Here is a 15,746-nt window from a genome sequence, read left to right on the forward strand (position 1 = left end):
GATAACCGAACCATTTTTCTTGGTAAATCTATGGAAAAAAGTTAGAAATGTGGAAAACTTGATAAAAGAAAAACCCGGACTTCTGTCCGGGACTTTGTCTACAGTCTGAAATGACTGCGGTTTCTTTAAAACCGCAGTCATTTTTATTCTTCTTCGTCTGTTTCTTGTGCACCGAGTAAGGCACCGGTGGAAGCAGCGACGACAGCTGCAACGATTGCGGCAATGATGCTTACCGCAATGACACAAACTAAGAATCCCATGTTAAGATACCTCCGTTTCTGTGATGAATAGTATTTGCATTAGAAGAATACATTTCCCCCGATTACAATTCCGCTATGTCCGGTCCATGCTGCACGGAAATTCAGACAGCTACCTACATTATTTTTCCCTGCGATAGCATCTTTTGCAACCTCCACGCAAGAGGATTTAACACCTCGTTTTAAGACTTTATCAAGCTTTCCGGAAGCGACCGGAGAAAATTGTCCGATCTGATAGATTACTCCGGTAATAGTATCAGGATAATATCTATGGTTGACTCTGTTCATGACGACAGATGCAACTGCAAGCATACCTTCATAATGTGTACTTCCGGCTTCGCATTCAATCAATGCGGCGAATAACTCTAGTTCACTGGCGCTGACATTAGGGGTCTGACCTTGAGAAGAACCGGAATTGTTACTGGGCGGTGCCTCTGGCTCGATAGGTATGACTTCTTTGTCAAGAGCCTCCTGTGCTGCTTTGGCACGCTCTTTTGCCTCAGCAAGTTTTGCAGAATATTGCTCTAATTCTCCTGATGTGGAAGAAATTTTTGCGGTAAGATCCGCTTGCTTTTGATTGAGCTCATCCTGAAGTTTCGTCAGTTGAGATTGTTCATTTTGAAGCTGCTTTTCTTTTTCGGCAACAGCATTCTGTGCATCGACGAGCTCTTTCAGACGATTGCGGTCGTATTCGCTTACCGCACTGATAAATTCGGCTTTATTTAAAAATTCAGTCATGCTCCCAGAAGAGAATAGCATCTCTAAGTAAGAGGTGTTGCCGCTTTCATATATATGTTTGATTCTCAGTTTCATAGACTGATACTGAGCTGCTTCCTCGCCTTTTGCGACAGCAAGATCGTCTTTCACCTGCTCGATTTGCGCTGTGATGGTATCCATTTTTTTCATAATGGTATCTAACTCTCCACTCAAGGCATCGAGTTCGCTATTTAAATTGGATAATTCATTCTGTAAGTTTGATGTTGTGCCCTCAAGTGATTCAACAGAATCTTCAGCGTATGAAGAAGTAGCAAAAACTGTGAACACTGCGATGGAAGTTAAAATGGAACAGGTACGTATCAGCATTTTTAACTTTTTATTTTTCATAAGTAATTCCTTTCCTGAATAAATAGTTATTAAAATATTATACTATAAATTGCGTTATTAATCAAATTTTGTTAGAATAGAATCAAATAGCAGAAGAAAAGAGGGCAGTAGAATATGATGAAATACAAAGAGGAGCATTATCTTTATAAGAATATCAAGGATAAGATTTATCCGTGGGTGAAAGAATGTCTTGTAGATCATAAGGCGCTGAATGGAAAGTATATTTCTGATAAAGATACTCCGATAGTCTCTTTTGCAGGGGATTTGATGGTGATATTTGTAATTGAAAGAGACAAAGATACATATGAGATATTAAAAGACAATATGCTTCCGCCAGATACGGACATAGAACTGCTTTACCATACAGCGTGCGAAAATCTTGCAAGGAATGTGAAATTTGTAATTGGACACACATTATATGGTGGCTTTAGCATTATCGCTGACGGTTATCACGAGGCAAGTTCACTTTGTTTTAAGCATATTTGGTCTATGTGCAGTGAAAAGCTTAATGATGATATTGTTATTATGGCACCGACGAAAGATATGGTTCTATTTGTTCCAGCAGGCAATCAAAAGCAGATTGAAGAGATGAAAGCTTATGGAATGCAATCGTTTGAACGTTCATTTGACAAGGTAAGCACGAAATTACTACGTTTTACAAAAGAAGGAAGGGAACTGACCGTATATGAGTAGAACAATTAGGATGATTGGGGTGGATCTGGATGGGACACTGCTGAACAGTGAAAAACAGCTGACTGCCTATACAAGAGAGGTGCTAAAAAAGGCGATTGAGCAGGAAGTAGCTGTAGTTGTGGCTACCGGACGTCCATTTTCGGGAGTGCCTGATGAACTGAAACATTTTCCGGGAATGAGATATGCACTGACAGCAAACGGTGCAAGAATATTGGATATGCAGAAGCAGAAGGTAGTTTATGAGAACCTGCTTTCAGGGGAGATAGCAGAAAAAGTCATAGATATTTTGAAAAGACATCATGCAATTCACGAGTTTTTTGTTGACGGAGTCGGCTACATGAATGAAGATGGTCTGAAGAATGTATATGCATATTTTGAAGATCCTCATATGGCAGAATATTTACAAAGTACAAGAATTACGGTAAAAGATGTAAAAGAAAAATTACAGGCGATGAAGTGTGAGGTAGATAAGCTACAGGGAATTTTTAGAAATCAGAAAGATAAACAGGAAGCACTAGAAGAATTGAATACCCTTTCGGGCATCGTTGTCACAGCTGCAATGGATAATAATCTGGAGATTAATAAAGAAGGAACAAACAAAGGACTTGGTCTTTTGCAGTTAGGGAAATCTCTTGGAATTTCAAGAGAGGAGATTATGGCGTGCGGTGATGGCGGCAATGATGTGGAGATGTTAAAAGAAGTTGGCTTTGCTGTTGCCATGGCCAATGCTTATGATACTGTCAAGACAGCAGCAGATTTTGTGACTGTTTCGAATGATGAAGATGGAGTGGCAAAGGCGATTGAGAGGTTTGTGCTGAACTAGAGGAGGAAAAGAAGAATGTTAGATATGTTAAAAGTAATTATACTTGGAATTGTGGAAGGTATCACGGAGTGGCTGCCAATCAGCAGTACAGGACATTTGATTCTGGTAGATGAGTTTATCAAGCTTGGGGCGAGCAGCGCATTCAAAGAGATGTTTAATGTGGTGATACAGCTTGGGGCAATTTTAGCGGTTGTAGTTTTGTACTTTCATAAACTGAATCCGTTTTCACCGAAGAAATCAAGAAAACAGAAAGTGTATACGATTCAGTTGTGGATGAAAGTGATCGTTGCATGTTTACCAGCTGCTATTCTTGGAATTCTGTTGGATGACTGGATGGAAGCGCATTTGCATAATTATGTAGTAGTATCCATTACGTTGATATTGTATGGTATTTTATTTATTGTGATAGAAAATTGGAATAAAGGTAAGACACCGCAGGTGACAAAATTGTATCAGCTCTCTTATCAGACAGCATTGCTTATTGGAGTATTTCAGGTTCTTTCTCTTGTGCCGGGAACGTCACGTTCCGGTGCGACAATCATTGGTGCATTGTTGCTTGGAACTTCCAGATATGTGGCGGCAGAATTTACATTCTTCCTTGCAATTCCGGTTATGTTCGGTGCAAGTGGAATTAAATTGTTGAAGTTTATCAAAGTTGGGGGCGGCTTCACAGGGATGGAAGCAGCTATGCTGATCGTAGGATGTCTGGTGGCGTTTGTTGTATCGATCATTGCGATTAAATTTTTAATGGGATATATCAAGAAAAATGATTTCAAAGTATTTGGTTATTACCGCATCATCTTGGGTGTGATCGTGCTTGGGTACTTTGCGGCAAGCGGATTTTTAAAATAATATACAAACGGGTGGCTGTTTATGCAAGAAAAATGTATAAATAGCCACTTGATTTTTTTGAAAAATGTGATAAAATATACCACATAGTTGAATTTTTATGCAGGATAAATTGCGAAAGGGAGAGATTAAATTATGAAGAAGAAATTATTAAGTGCATTATTGGTGGCAACATGTGTGGTATCTATGGCAGCTTGCGGAAGTGATAAAAAAGAAAAGGAAGCTAAGGCTGACAAGATTATTGTCGGAACAGAGGCTGGTTTTGCACCATACGAGTACATGAAAGGCAATGAAGTTGTCGGAATTGATATGGATATCGCAAAAGCGATTGCGGATGATATGGGAAAAGAGCTAGAGATCAAGAACATGGATTTTGACGGTGCTTTGGCAGCGGTTGCAAGCGGAAAAGTAGATTTTGTTGCAGCAGGTGTGTCTATCGATGAAGACCGTTTGAAAACAATGGACTTCTCTCATGAATATGTAAATTCAACAGAGGTAATCGTTGTAAACGGTGACAGTCCGGCAGTGACTCCGGCAGGAGCAGAACTTTCAGGAACAGATCTTGACGGAAAAGTAGTTGCAGTACAACAGGGGAATATCGCAGATATCTGGGTATCCAATGAAAAGAACTGCAAGCCGAAAGAAGTAAAGCGCTATACAAAATTTGCTCAGGCTGCAGAAGATTTGAAAAATAATAAAGTAGATTGTATCGTAATGGACCAATATCCGGCAGAACAATTAGTAGCTTCTAATGGAACATTGAAAATTTTAGATGGTGTGCTGTTTGAAGATAAATATGCAATTGCAGTGAAAAAAGGAAATAAGGAATTATTGGATAAAATCAACAAAGTAATCGATCAGTTGATTGAAGATGGAAAAATTGAAGAATTTACAGCAAACCATACACAAAAGTAATAAAATAGTGTAAAATAGAAGATAAGTAATTTTAGAATCAGCAGATTTTGTATAATCTGCTGATTCTTTGATGCAATTACAAAAGAAAGAGAGGAGAAAAGATGGACTTTATACAAAAGTTTATAGAAGGGTTTCATCATGCGGTAATCTATGACCAGCGGTATTTGGTCTATTTGGATGGTCTGAAGGTTACCATTTTAATTTCCATATTTGCAATCCTGATCGGTGTGGCGATTGGTCTGTTCATCGCAGTGGTGAAAGTAACAGTTTCCAAAAATATTTTTGTCAGGATTTTGAAGTGGTTCTGTAATGTGTATACGACGGTGATTCGAGGAACACCGGTTATGGTACAGCTTTTGATTATGTACAATATGGTGTTTACTGCAAGAGACACGAACGAAATTTTTGTTGGTGCAATCTGCTTTGGTATCAACTCCGGCGCGTATGTAGCTGAGATTATCCGAGCTGGAATTGAATCCATTGACAGAGGACAGATGGAGGCAGGTCGTTCGCTTGGATTCAACTACATACAGACGATGCGCTATATCATTGTCCCACAGGCAGTGAAAAATATTCTGCCGGCGCTTGGAAATGAATTTATTGTGCTCATCAAAGAGACATCCGTAGCGGGAGTGATTGCGGTGACAGATTTAACAAAAGCAGCACAGTACATTGGTTCTACAGATTTTATTGTATTACCGCCGTTGTTTGTAGCAGCAGGCTGCTATCTTGTGATCGTGTTAGGACTTACAAAATTACAAAGTTTATTGGAAAGGAGGTTGTCACAAGGTGATCGTCACTAAGAATTTACAAAAATCATTTCATGGAAACAATGTGCTTTGTGGGATTGACGAGCATATTGAAAAAGGAGAAAAAGTAGTTGTGATTGGACCGTCTGGTTCCGGGAAATCTACTTTTTTGCGTTGCCTCAACCTTCTGGAAGAACCGACAGGCGGAGAAGTGTGGTTTGAGGGAAATAACATCACAAGTAAAGATTGTGATATCAACAAACTGAGACAGAAGATGGGCATGGTATTCCAGCAATTTAATCTGTTTCCGCATTTATCGATCAAGGAAAATATCATGCTCGCACCGGTGAAACTTGGTGTGATGACAAAAGCAGAGGCGGAGAAGAAAGCAAAAGAATTGTTGCAGCGTGTTGGACTTCCTGACAAAGAGAATGCATATCCGAGACAGTTGTCAGGTGGTCAGAAACAGCGTATTGCAATTGCGAGAGCTCTGGCGATGAATCCGGATGTGATGCTGTTCGATGAGCCGACGTCTGCACTTGACCCGGAGATGGTAGGAGAGGTTCTGGAACTGATGAAAGAACTGGCAGATGAGGGAATGACGATGGTAGTCGTGACACATGAGATGGGATTTGCAAAAGAGGTTGCAACGCGTGTCCTGTTCATTGATGAGGGAAAAGTAAAAGAAAGCAACACGCCGAAAGAATTTTTTGAGAATCCACAAGAACCGCGTCTGAAAGAATTTTTGTCAAAAGTATTGTAAGAAAGCGAGGGAGAATGTGATGAGTATTTTATTTGTAGAATATCCAAAATGTACGACCTGTAAAAAGGCGAAGAAGTGGCTGGAGGAAAAGGGTGTTGCCTTTGAGGACAGACATATCGTGGAGGCAAATCCTACTGCGGAAGAATTAAAGGCGTGGCATGAAAAAAGCGGTCTTCCACTGAAGCGTTTTTTCAACACAAGTGGTATGAAGTATAAAGAACTCGGGCTGAAAGATAAACTTCCAAATATGACAGAAGAAGAGCAATATGCACTTCTTGCGACGGATGGAATGCTTGTGAAACGTCCGCTTCTAGTAGGTGAAGAGTTTGCTGTTCCGGGATTTAAAGAGGTTTCCTGGGAAGAGGTTTTAAGTTAAATGAAATATGAAAGAATTGAGATTGGGAGGTTCATTGAACGTCCCAATCGTTTTATTGCGTATGTAGAAATTGCGGGGAAGAAAGAGAGCGTACACGTGAAAAATACAGGGCGTTGTGCTGAACTTTTGACACCGAATGCATCTGTGTATGTGCAGCGGGCAGAAAATCCGGACAGAAAAACCCAGTGGGATCTGATCGGTGTAAAAAAAGGAAAACGGATGATCAATATGGATTCCCAGATACCGAACAAAGTAGTGGAGGAATGGATTAAACAAGGGAATTTGTTTCCGGATGCGACAGTGATCAGACCGGAAAAGACGTACAGGAAATCCAGATTTGACCTTTATGTGGAAGAGGGAGATAGAAAAATCTTTGTAGAAGTAAAAGGAGTCACGCTGGAGGAAAATGGAATTGTGAAATTTCCGGATGCACCGACTGAGCGGGGGATAAAGCACATCGAAGAGCTTTGTGAGGCGACAAAAGAAGGATATGAAGCGTATATCTTTTTTGTGATCCAGATGAAAGGTGTGCGGTATTTTACTCCGAATATGGAAACGCAGCCGGCATTTGGCGAAGCGCTAAAACGAGCGAAGGAGCAGGGGGTGCATGTACTTGCATATGACTGTAAAGTTGGAAAAGACAGCATTGAGATTGGAAAGGAAGTGCCTGTTCTTTTGGAGGATGAGAATCTAAAGAAAATCGCAGTTCCTCTGGTCACATGGTACCGGGAGAATAAGAGAGAACTTCCGTGGAGAGAACAGATCAGCGCCTATCGTGTGTGGGTGTCAGAGATTATGCTGCAGCAGACAAGAGTGGAGGCGGTGAAGCCGTTTTACGCCCGATTTTTAAATGCGCTTCCGACAGTAAAGGATTTGGCGGAGGCGGAGGAAGACCAGCTCTTGAAGTTGTGGGAAGGTCTTGGATATTACAACCGTGTGCGCAACATGCAGAAAGCGGCAAAGCAGATCATGGAAGATTTTCATGGAGAATTTCCCAAGACCTACGAGGAGATAAAAAGTCTTACAGGAATCGGAAACTATACGGCAGGGGCGATCAGCTCATTTGCATTTGGGATTCCAAAACCGGCGGTCGATGGCAATGTACTTCGTGTGGTTTCGAGGATCACGGCAAGCTATGATGACATTATGAAAGCGAGCGTGCGAACAAGGATAGAAGAACAGCTAGAACGTATCATTCCGAAAAATGCGGCGAGTGATTTTAATCAGGGTCTGATTGAACTTGGTGCAATTGTCTGCGTGCCGAATGGGGAGCCGAAATGTCTGCTGTGCCCGTTGAGGCAGCTCTGCAAAGCGAGGGAAAAAGGAATTGAGTCAGATCTCCCGGTGAAGACAAAAGCAAAAGCGAGAAAGATTGAAAAGAGGACAGTATTCATTTTTCAGGATGGCGAGAATGTAGCAATTCGGAAACGTCCGGCAAAAGGTCTTTTGGCAGGATTGTATGAGCTTCCGAATATTGAGGGAGAATTAAGTGCAGATGAAGCGCTGGAATACAGTAAGAAAATTGGACTGCAGCCGCTGAGAATAAAAGAACTGGGAGTGGCAAAACATATTTTCAGTCATGTGGAATGGCATATGACCGGGTTTGCCATTCGAGTAGATGAGTTGGAAAAATCTTGTACAGAGAAAATGTTGTTCATCCATCCGGAGGAAGTGCAAAGAGAGTATCCAATTCCGGCAGCATTTGAATATTATACCGATTTTGTGGATATCAAACTTGGACAGGAAAAATATGAGGAATAAGAATAGGACCAGCAGTCTGCTGGTCCTAAATTGTTTGTCTGGATACGGCCGGCTGTTTTTTAAATGCAGCCACATATACGAGCTGATAACAGATTACAGCCATGGCGCCGGCGCCTACCACGTCGATTACAGAGTGCTGCTTTAAAAACATGGTAGATAAGATGATGAGTCCGCCAAGTACAAGCGAGGCGTATTGAATCCATCGATATTCTTTTAATCTCTGGCTATGCATAATTGCAATGCAGGCGCCGATGGAATTATACACGTGCAGGCTTGGGAAAATATTCGTCGGTGTATCAGCACGGTATAACTGCTTTACTAAATCGACAAAAATATTGTCGTGTTCAAATGTTGTCGGACGTAAAATCTGCCCATTTGGATAAATAGTTGAAAATATCAAAAAAATCGTCATTCCAATACAGAGAAAGGCTGAAAGCTTATAAAAATCAGTCTTATCTGTGAAAAAGAAGTATCCGACAGTCACTGCGATGAATAAAAACCACAGTCCGTAAGGAATGATGAATATCTCTAAAAATGGTATCTTTTCATCGAGACTGGTATGGATAATATGGAAATCTGTTGTCACATGTTTTTCCAGGTAAAAAAACCAAGGAAGGTATATGAATCCGTAAAGAAAAACCCATGCATGTCTGTATTTTTGTAGGAAGCTTTTCATGCTATCAAAATCCCTTCATAAAGTGAATTAAAGTATGTAAATGATTATAGCATGAAAAAGATTGAGCAACAACAGTCTTCATACTATCTTTAGAATTTTTAAAAGTTTTTTTCGAATATGACCATATCGTATTGCCGTTTTGCCTGGAGAAATGATTCGGGTGTACGAAGTGTCCAGACTGCGACCGGTGTGCGGTAGAGAATTCTTATCATTCGGAGACTGATGTTGGAGACATCTTTGAATTTATAAGAAATAAAATCGGGTTTTGCAATACCGTTTAAAAGGAGAAAACGGACAAGAAAGCAGGCAAACCAAGGCTCGTTCTTTCGTGTCCTTGTCAGGTTCGAGGATAGCTGACCACGCAGAATATGCGGGGCATTTTTTCGAAACCAGAAAATCCCGATTGTGTTAAAAGACTGAATCAAATAAGCTCCCTGATAAGTTTTCAAAAGCTTGTGTACTTCATGACAGAGTCTGGTACTCTTTGTAGGAAGCTTTAATTCAATCAAAAGCGGCACACGACCGTTGACGTACGACAACACATCGGAGAGAAGCGGAATTCTTTCCGATGTGTGATTCAGGTAAAGTTTCTGCAAGTCTTCATAAGAGGTTTCTTCGATGAGGGCATCAATCCGGCACATCCTTGTGAGCGTGTCATCGTGAAAAACGACTACTTTTTCATCTTTTGTCAGATGGACGTCAAGTTCGATGCCGACATGCTGTCTGACTGCTTCCTGAAAAGATTTCATGGAATTTTCAGGAATGGCATGGGCATCTGAAAACAGACCGCGGTGGGCGAATTCTGTATGAAAAAATGGTTCCATCATTTTGCGTCTGGCAAGATTTGGACAGATGGAAATCAAATACAGGAATAAGAATAAAAATAGCAATACAATAAAAAACATAGTTACCTCCTTTGTGGCACGATAACCGGAAGCATTTTAGAATCGCATGAGGCGGAAATGCTTTTTTGTAAAAATACAGGTTCTCCGTCTGTGTGAACCGGCAATGCTCGTTCTGTGTGGATGTTTACATGGCGGCACTGATAGGTGTGGACGCCTTTAAAATGCGTATGCCAACCGGTAAATGCTGTCGGAAGGAGGGTGAGAATCTTTAATTTTGAAAGATCAGAAACAACAATTACATCGAGCAAATCGTCATCGGGGCGTGCATCGGGACAGAATTTGATCCCTCCGCCTTCGTATTTGTGATTCATAATTGAGACAAAATATGCAGATGAAAAAGTGAATTCTTCTTTATGATCCAGCGTGACTGTCATTTCCTGAGGTGTTGTCAGAAAGAGACGGTGCAGGGAGATACCGGCATAAGTGAGTTTTCCAAGGTGGAGCTTATTCAATACAACTTTCAATTTTGAAATGACTGCCTCGTGGCAGATAGCGGCGTCAAAGCCAATACCTGCACTTACGGCAAAGTGTTTCAAGCGGTCTTGATACTGTAATCGTCCGATATTTATCGAGCGGGTGTCATGTGCCGCCAGAATAAGCTCCAAAGCCTCTTTGGGTGAAGAGGGGATATTCAGGCTTCTGGCGAAATCGTTGCTTGAACCAATTGGAATATACCCCAAGATCACCTTTTCGTAATCTTGGATTCCGTTTACCACTTCGTTTATCGTACCATCTCCGCCGAGCACAACCAAAGTGGAAGGACCATCACCAGAGGTGACTTTGCGGGTAATCTCGGTCGCATGTTTTTGATATTTTGTAAAATACGCTTTATAAGGTACTTTTCGTTTTTTTAAAATAGATTCTAATTCGTCCCACACGACATGTCCGAGACCGGAACGAGCGTGTGGATTTACAATAAAAATGTACATTTGCATCACCTGTCTTTTGTTCTTGGAGATATTATAACATTTATAATTGACGATGGTCACTAGAAAAGTTAAAATAAATATAACAAGATTTTTGGTATAAAATAATAAATATAGTGCATTAAAGAGGAAAAAAAAAGATGGATAGAACGGAAAAATATAATTTGAGCCAAAAAGAACAGCTTGCATTAATTGGAAAAGCATTGTCATCGGAATTGAGACTCCGGATTTTGAGTGAACTAGAAGAAAGAGCTTATAATGTAAATGAAATTGCCGAATGTTTACAGATACCAGCATCCTCTGCTGCGCTGCATGTTCGGGTTCTTGAGGAAGCCGGCTTGATTGAGACAGAACTTCGGGCAGCCGTCAGAGGGTCTATGAAAATCTGCAGAAAGAAAGTAGATGGAATTTTTATTGACTTACAGCAGGAGACAGAAGGAGAAATCGATGAGATCCATATGCCGATCGGAAATTATGTGGATTACCATGTGGAGCCGACTTGCGGAATGGTGTCTCAGGACGGGTATATTGATGTGGAAGATGAGGCTTCGGTATTTTATAATCCGGCAAGGATGAATGCCAAGCTTATTTGGTTTGGAAATGGATATTTGGAATACCGTTTTCCGAATGTGACATTAAAAAAGAAAACGCTCAGGAAAGTAGAGGTGTCTGCGGAAATATGCTCGGAAGACCATGAGTATAATATGGACTGGCCTTCTGATATCACACTGTGGATCAATGACGTTGAGGTTGGCACATGGGAAAGTCCGAGTGATTTCGGCGGAAGACGCGGGAAACTGAATCCGGCATGGTGGTCATCCGATAAGACCCAATATGGCATGTTAAAGAACTGGTGTGTGAAAAAGGACGGAAGCTTTCTGGACGGTGAAAAGCTTTCTGATGCCGGACTGGAAAAATACAACATTTCTGACAAGGATTATATTTCGGTGAAGATCGGAATTAAGGAGGATGCAGCACACAAAGGCGGAATCAATATATTTGGGGACTGCTTTGGAGATTATCCGCAGGACATTGTTCTAAAATTGAGTTATTAAAGCTTTACAGTATAGGAAAATATGATATAATAAATAACAAATAAGGTGTTTTAAAACAAAAATATTAAAATAAAAGGAGAAGAAGAATGAAAGCGAGACTGGTAGAACAATTCAAACAATTATTTGGACCAGAAGGGGATATCCGGGCGTATTTTGCTCCGGGACGTGTGAATCTGATTGGGGAACACACAGACTACAACGGAGGGCATGTGTTTCCATGTGCGCTGACATTAGGTACATATGCGATTGCAAGAAAGAGAGAAGATGAGAGGCTGAGACTGTACTCTGCGAATTTTGAATCTCTCGGTGTAATCGAGTCAAGTCTGAAGGATCTGGTTCCATCAGAGGCAGCAGGATGGACGAATTATCCGAAGGGAGTTATGTGGACATTCGAAAAACGCGGATATAAGCTTACAAACGGACTTGATATTCTGATTTACGGAAATATTCCGAACGGATCAGGACTTTCTTCATCTGCATCGTTGGAAGTTCTGACAGGAGTGCTTTTGAAGGATATGTTTGCATTTGACGACTTGACGATGGTTGAGATCGCGCAGATTGGGCAGTGTTCAGAAAATAACTTTAATGGCTGCAACTGTGGAATTATGGATCAGTTTGCAAGCGCGATGGGAAAGAAGGACAATGCCATTTTCCTGGATACCAATACGCTGCAATATGAATATGCGCCGGTTGTACTTGAAGATGCAAAAATTGTAATTGTAAACAGTAAAGTAAAACACAGTCTTGTGGATTCTGCCTACAATGACAGAAGAAATGAATGTGAGACTGCATTAAAAGAACTGCAGAAAGTGTTGGATATCCAGACACTTGGTGATCTGACAGAGGAGGAATTCGAGGCGCATAAAGATGCAATCCAGTCTGAGATCAGACAGAAAAGAGCAAAGCATGCAGTGTATGAGAACCGAAGAACGATCAAGGCGGTAGAAGCGCTCAAAGCAGATGATATTGAGACGTTTGGAATGCTGATGAATGCATCTCATGTATCGCTTCGAGATGATTATGAGGTATCTTGTGAAGAGATTGATATTTTGGTAGACCTTGCATGGTCAATTGAGGGCGTCATTGGATCACGTATCACAGGAGGCGGATTCGGCGGATGTACAGTAAGTATTGTAAAAAATGATGCAGTAGATCATTTCATTGAGACTGTCGGAGCGCAGTATGAGGAGAGAGTGGGACACAAAGCTGAATTTTATGTAGTAGACATCGGAGACGGAGCAAGAATTTTAAAATAAGCAGGAGAGAAAAAATGTTATTTGAAAATATTAAAAAATTAGTACAGTATGGAATTGACACAGGATTGACGCCGGAGTGCGAACGCATTTATACAACGAATCTGTTGTTGGATCTTTTTGGCGAAGAGAATTATGAAGACACAGATATTCAGGGGGAAGAAATAAATCTTGAGACAGTTCTTGGAGCATTGCTTGATGAGGCGTGTAAAAGAGGAATTATTGAAGACAGCATCGTGTACCGTGACTTGTTTGACACAAAGCTTATGAACTGTCTGACACCACGTCCGGCACAGGTACAGGCTGAGTTTGCAAAAAGATATGAGGTTTCTCCAAAAGAGGCGACAGACTATTTCTACAAATTAAGTCAGGACAGCGATTATATCCGTCGTTACCGTGTGAAAAAAGACCGCAAATGGAAAGTGGACAGCGCTTATGGTGAGATTGATATCACAATCAACTTGTCCAAACCGGAGAAAGACCCAAAGGCAATTGCTGCTGCGAAGAATGCAAAAGTGAGCAGTTATCCAAAATGCCAGCTCTGTGTGGAAAATGAAGGATATGCAGGGCGTGTGAACCATCCGGCGAGAGAAAATCACCGTATTATTCCGATTACAGTGAATGACAGTGCATGGGGATTCCAGTATTCGCCATATGTATATTATAATGAACACTGTATCGTATTTAATGGCGAGCACACACCGATGAAAATTGAAAAACAGACATTTGTAAAATTATTTGATTTTGTAAAACTATTCCCACATTATTTCCTGGGATCAAACGCAGACCTTCCGATCGTAGGAGGCTCTATCTTGAGTCATGACCATTTCCAGGGCGGAAATTATACATTTGCAATGGCAAAAGCGCCGATGGAAGAGACATTTACAATCAAAAACTTTGAAGATGTAGAAGTTGAAATTGTAAAATGGCCATTGTCTGTATTGAGATTGAGAAGTACAGATGAGTCGCGTTTAATTGAACTTGGAGCACACATTTTAGATGCATGGCGAGGATACACAGACGAAGCGGCGTTTGTATTTGCAAATACAGAAGGTGAACCACACAACACAATCACTCCAATCGCAAGAAAAGTTGGGGATACATATGAGCTGGATCTTGCGCTCCGCAACAATATTACAACGGAAGAACATCCGCTTGGGGTATATCATCCACATGCACAGTGGCATAACATCAAGAAGGAGAACATTGGACTGATTGAGGTAATGGGACTTGCAGTGCTTCCGTCTCGGCTGAAAGAAGAGATGGAAATCCTTGCAGATTATCTTGTGGAAGGCAAGAATATCAGAGAGAATGAAAAGATTGAAAAACATGCAGACTGGGTAGAGAGATTCCGAGGAAAATACGACGGATTTACAAAAGAAAATGTAATGGAAATTTTGGAAAAAGAAGTTGGAATTGTATTTACCAATGTTTTGGAAGATGCAGGTGTTTATAAATGTACAGAAGAGGGAAGAATTGCATTTAAACGGTTCATAGAGACACTGTAGGCATTTGGAGAGGGTGAGAACAGAATGGAACAGAGAGTATTTGGAGCAAACAGCAAAGGTGATGCAGCTTTATTATATACATTTACGAACAAGAACGGCATGATGATTGGGGTGACTGATCTGGGGGCAACGCTTCATGCGGTTCTTGTCCCGGACAGGGATGGAAACCTCTGTGATGTGGTACTTGGATATGACACGGCAGAGCAATATGAAGAAGGAGCTACTTTTTTTGGAGCTACGGTCGGTCGGAGCGCGAATCGCATCGGTGGTGCGTCGTTTGTGTTGAATGGGAGAAAATATAATCTGGACAAAAATGATGGTGAAAACAATCTTCACAGCGGGTTGGATTTTTATAGTTTCCGTGTGTGGAAAGTGAAAGAACAGACGGAGAACAGCATTACATTCGCACTGCACAGTCCGGATGGCGATCAGAATTATCCGGGGGCATTGGACATTGAAGTGACTTATACGTTGACAGATGACAATGAAATAAAAATTCAGTATCATGGAGTGCCGACGAAAGATACGATCATCAATATGACAAATCATAGTTATTTTAATCTGTCTGGACATAATTCCGGTTCGGTGTTAGAGCAAGAAGTATGGATTGATGCGGATGCTTATACGAGAGCGGATGCAACGTCGATTCCAACCGGAGAGATCGTTTCCGTAGACGGGACGCCAATGGATTTTCGTGTGCCAAAGACAATTGGAAGAGATATTGAAGAAGACTATGAGGCACTGAATTTCGGAAATGGATATGATCATAACTGGGTGTTAAAGCCACGTGATGGAGTTGGAAAGGTTGCAACACTTTATTCTGATAAAACGGGGATTGAGATGGAAGTGTATACAGACCTTCCGGGAGTGCAGATGTATACAGCCAATTTTGTAGAGGATGAGTGTGGAAAAGAGGACGCAATCTATCAAAAACGTCACGCAGTCTGTTTTGAGACTCAGTATTTTCCGGATGCAGTGAATCATGAGAATTTTGTAAGCCCGATCTGTCGTGCGGGTGAGGCATATGATACGACAACAGTATATAAATTCATAGTAAAAAAGTAGGAAATTAGAAAAATAACCGTCTGAGAGCGTTCTCATTCGGTTATTTTTTGAAAAAAATCATTGCATTT

16 protein-coding genes are annotated in these 15,746 nt (G+C 41.0%); 12 read left to right on the forward strand and 4 right to left on the reverse strand.

The window, feature by feature from the left end:
* Nucleotides 1-299: 299 nt before the first annotated feature.
* Nucleotides 300-1,361, reverse strand: a complete 1,062-nt coding sequence (locus tag ACTQXY_RS01835) for a cell wall hydrolase (RefSeq protein ID WP_441658036.1) — start codon at nt 1,359-1,361, stop codon at nt 300-302.
* A 114-nt stretch (nt 1,362-1,475) separates the two neighbouring features.
* On the opposite strand from ACTQXY_RS01835, the gene ACTQXY_RS01840 reads away from it, so the two are divergent.
* The 8 genes from ACTQXY_RS01840 to mutY all read left to right on the forward strand — a co-directional run bounded on the left by ACTQXY_RS01840 (nt 1,476) and on the right by mutY (nt 8,290).
* A complete protein-coding gene (locus tag ACTQXY_RS01840) occupies nt 1,476-2,054 on the forward strand; it encodes a hypothetical protein (protein ID WP_441658037.1) in 579 nt (192 codons plus the stop codon).
* Nucleotides 2,047-2,877, forward strand: a complete 831-nt coding sequence (locus ACTQXY_RS01845) for a Cof-type HAD-IIB family hydrolase (protein WP_441658038.1) — start codon at nt 2,047-2,049, stop codon at nt 2,875-2,877. The genes ACTQXY_RS01840 and ACTQXY_RS01845 overlap by 8 nt, the downstream gene beginning before the upstream one ends.
* A gap of 15 nt (nt 2,878-2,892) precedes the next feature.
* Nucleotides 2,893-3,729, forward strand: a complete 837-nt coding sequence (locus tag ACTQXY_RS01850; RefSeq protein ID WP_441658039.1) for an undecaprenyl-diphosphate phosphatase — start codon at nt 2,893-2,895, stop codon at nt 3,727-3,729.
* 132 nt (nt 3,730-3,861) lie between these two features.
* Complete coding sequence (locus ACTQXY_RS01855) at nt 3,862-4,641, forward strand: ABC transporter substrate-binding protein (protein ID WP_441658040.1); 780 nt, start codon at nt 3,862-3,864, stop codon at nt 4,639-4,641.
* A 101-nt stretch (nt 4,642-4,742) separates the two neighbouring features.
* A complete protein-coding gene (locus ACTQXY_RS01860) occupies nt 4,743-5,444 on the forward strand; it encodes an amino acid ABC transporter permease (protein WP_441658041.1) in 702 nt (233 codons plus the stop codon).
* On the forward strand, nt 5,431-6,153 hold the full coding sequence (locus ACTQXY_RS01865) for an amino acid ABC transporter ATP-binding protein (RefSeq protein ID WP_441658042.1): 723 nt from the start codon (nt 5,431-5,433) through the stop codon (nt 6,151-6,153). Before ACTQXY_RS01860 ends, ACTQXY_RS01865 begins: the two co-directional genes overlap by 14 nt.
* Before the next feature lie 19 nt (nt 6,154-6,172).
* Complete coding sequence (locus tag ACTQXY_RS01870) at nt 6,173-6,529, forward strand: Spx/MgsR family RNA polymerase-binding regulatory protein (RefSeq protein ID WP_441658043.1); 357 nt, start codon at nt 6,173-6,175, stop codon at nt 6,527-6,529.
* Nucleotides 6,530-8,290 carry an A/G-specific adenine glycosylase gene (gene mutY, locus ACTQXY_RS01875; RefSeq protein WP_441658044.1) on the forward strand — a complete coding sequence of 587 codons (1,761 nt, stop codon included), beginning with the start codon at nt 6,530-6,532 and terminating at the stop codon, nt 8,288-8,290. It begins immediately after the preceding gene.
* A gap of 25 nt (nt 8,291-8,315) precedes the next feature.
* Here mutY and ACTQXY_RS01880 read toward each other — a convergent pair whose 3' ends face one another.
* The 3 genes from ACTQXY_RS01880 to ACTQXY_RS01890 all read right to left on the reverse strand — a co-directional run bounded on the left by ACTQXY_RS01880 (nt 8,316) and on the right by ACTQXY_RS01890 (nt 10,800).
* Nucleotides 8,316-8,966, reverse strand: coding sequence for a phosphatase PAP2 family protein (locus tag ACTQXY_RS01880; RefSeq protein WP_441658045.1), 651 nt, complete (start codon nt 8,964-8,966; stop codon nt 8,316-8,318).
* Between the two features lie 98 nt (nt 8,967-9,064).
* Nucleotides 9,065-9,871, reverse strand: a complete 807-nt coding sequence (locus ACTQXY_RS01885) for a glycerophosphodiester phosphodiesterase family protein (protein WP_441658046.1) — start codon at nt 9,869-9,871, stop codon at nt 9,065-9,067.
* A gap of 2 nt (nt 9,872-9,873) precedes the next feature.
* Nucleotides 9,874-10,800 (reverse strand): YegS/Rv2252/BmrU family lipid kinase, encoded by a 927-nt coding sequence (locus ACTQXY_RS01890; RefSeq protein WP_441658047.1) that lies wholly within the window; start codon nt 10,798-10,800, stop codon nt 9,874-9,876.
* A gap of 137 nt (nt 10,801-10,937) precedes the next feature.
* Between ACTQXY_RS01890 and ACTQXY_RS01895 the strand changes: the two genes are divergently transcribed.
* From ACTQXY_RS01895 to ACTQXY_RS01910, 4 genes are all read left to right on the forward strand, one after another.
* On the forward strand, nt 10,938-11,852 hold the full coding sequence (locus tag ACTQXY_RS01895) for an ArsR/SmtB family transcription factor (RefSeq protein ID WP_441658048.1): 915 nt from the start codon (nt 10,938-10,940) through the stop codon (nt 11,850-11,852).
* An 86-nt stretch (nt 11,853-11,938) separates the two neighbouring features.
* Nucleotides 11,939-13,108 carry a galactokinase gene (locus ACTQXY_RS01900; RefSeq protein ID WP_441658049.1) on the forward strand — a complete coding sequence of 390 codons (1,170 nt, stop codon included), beginning with the start codon at nt 11,939-11,941 and terminating at the stop codon, nt 13,106-13,108.
* Nucleotides 13,109-13,122: 14 nt separating this feature from the next.
* Nucleotides 13,123-14,613, forward strand: a complete 1,491-nt coding sequence (gene galT / locus ACTQXY_RS01905) for a UDP-glucose--hexose-1-phosphate uridylyltransferase (RefSeq protein ID WP_441658050.1) — start codon at nt 13,123-13,125, stop codon at nt 14,611-14,613.
* A 24-nt stretch (nt 14,614-14,637) separates the two neighbouring features.
* Entirely contained in the window at nt 14,638-15,678 is a 1,041-nt protein-coding gene (locus ACTQXY_RS01910) for a galactose-1-epimerase (protein WP_441658051.1), read from the forward strand.
* Nucleotides 15,679-15,746 lie beyond the last annotated feature (68 nt).

This window comes from Faecalimonas sp. LCP19S3_D12 (assembly GCF_052121495.1).
Lineage (GTDB): Bacteria > Bacillota > Clostridia > Lachnospirales > Lachnospiraceae > Faecalimonas.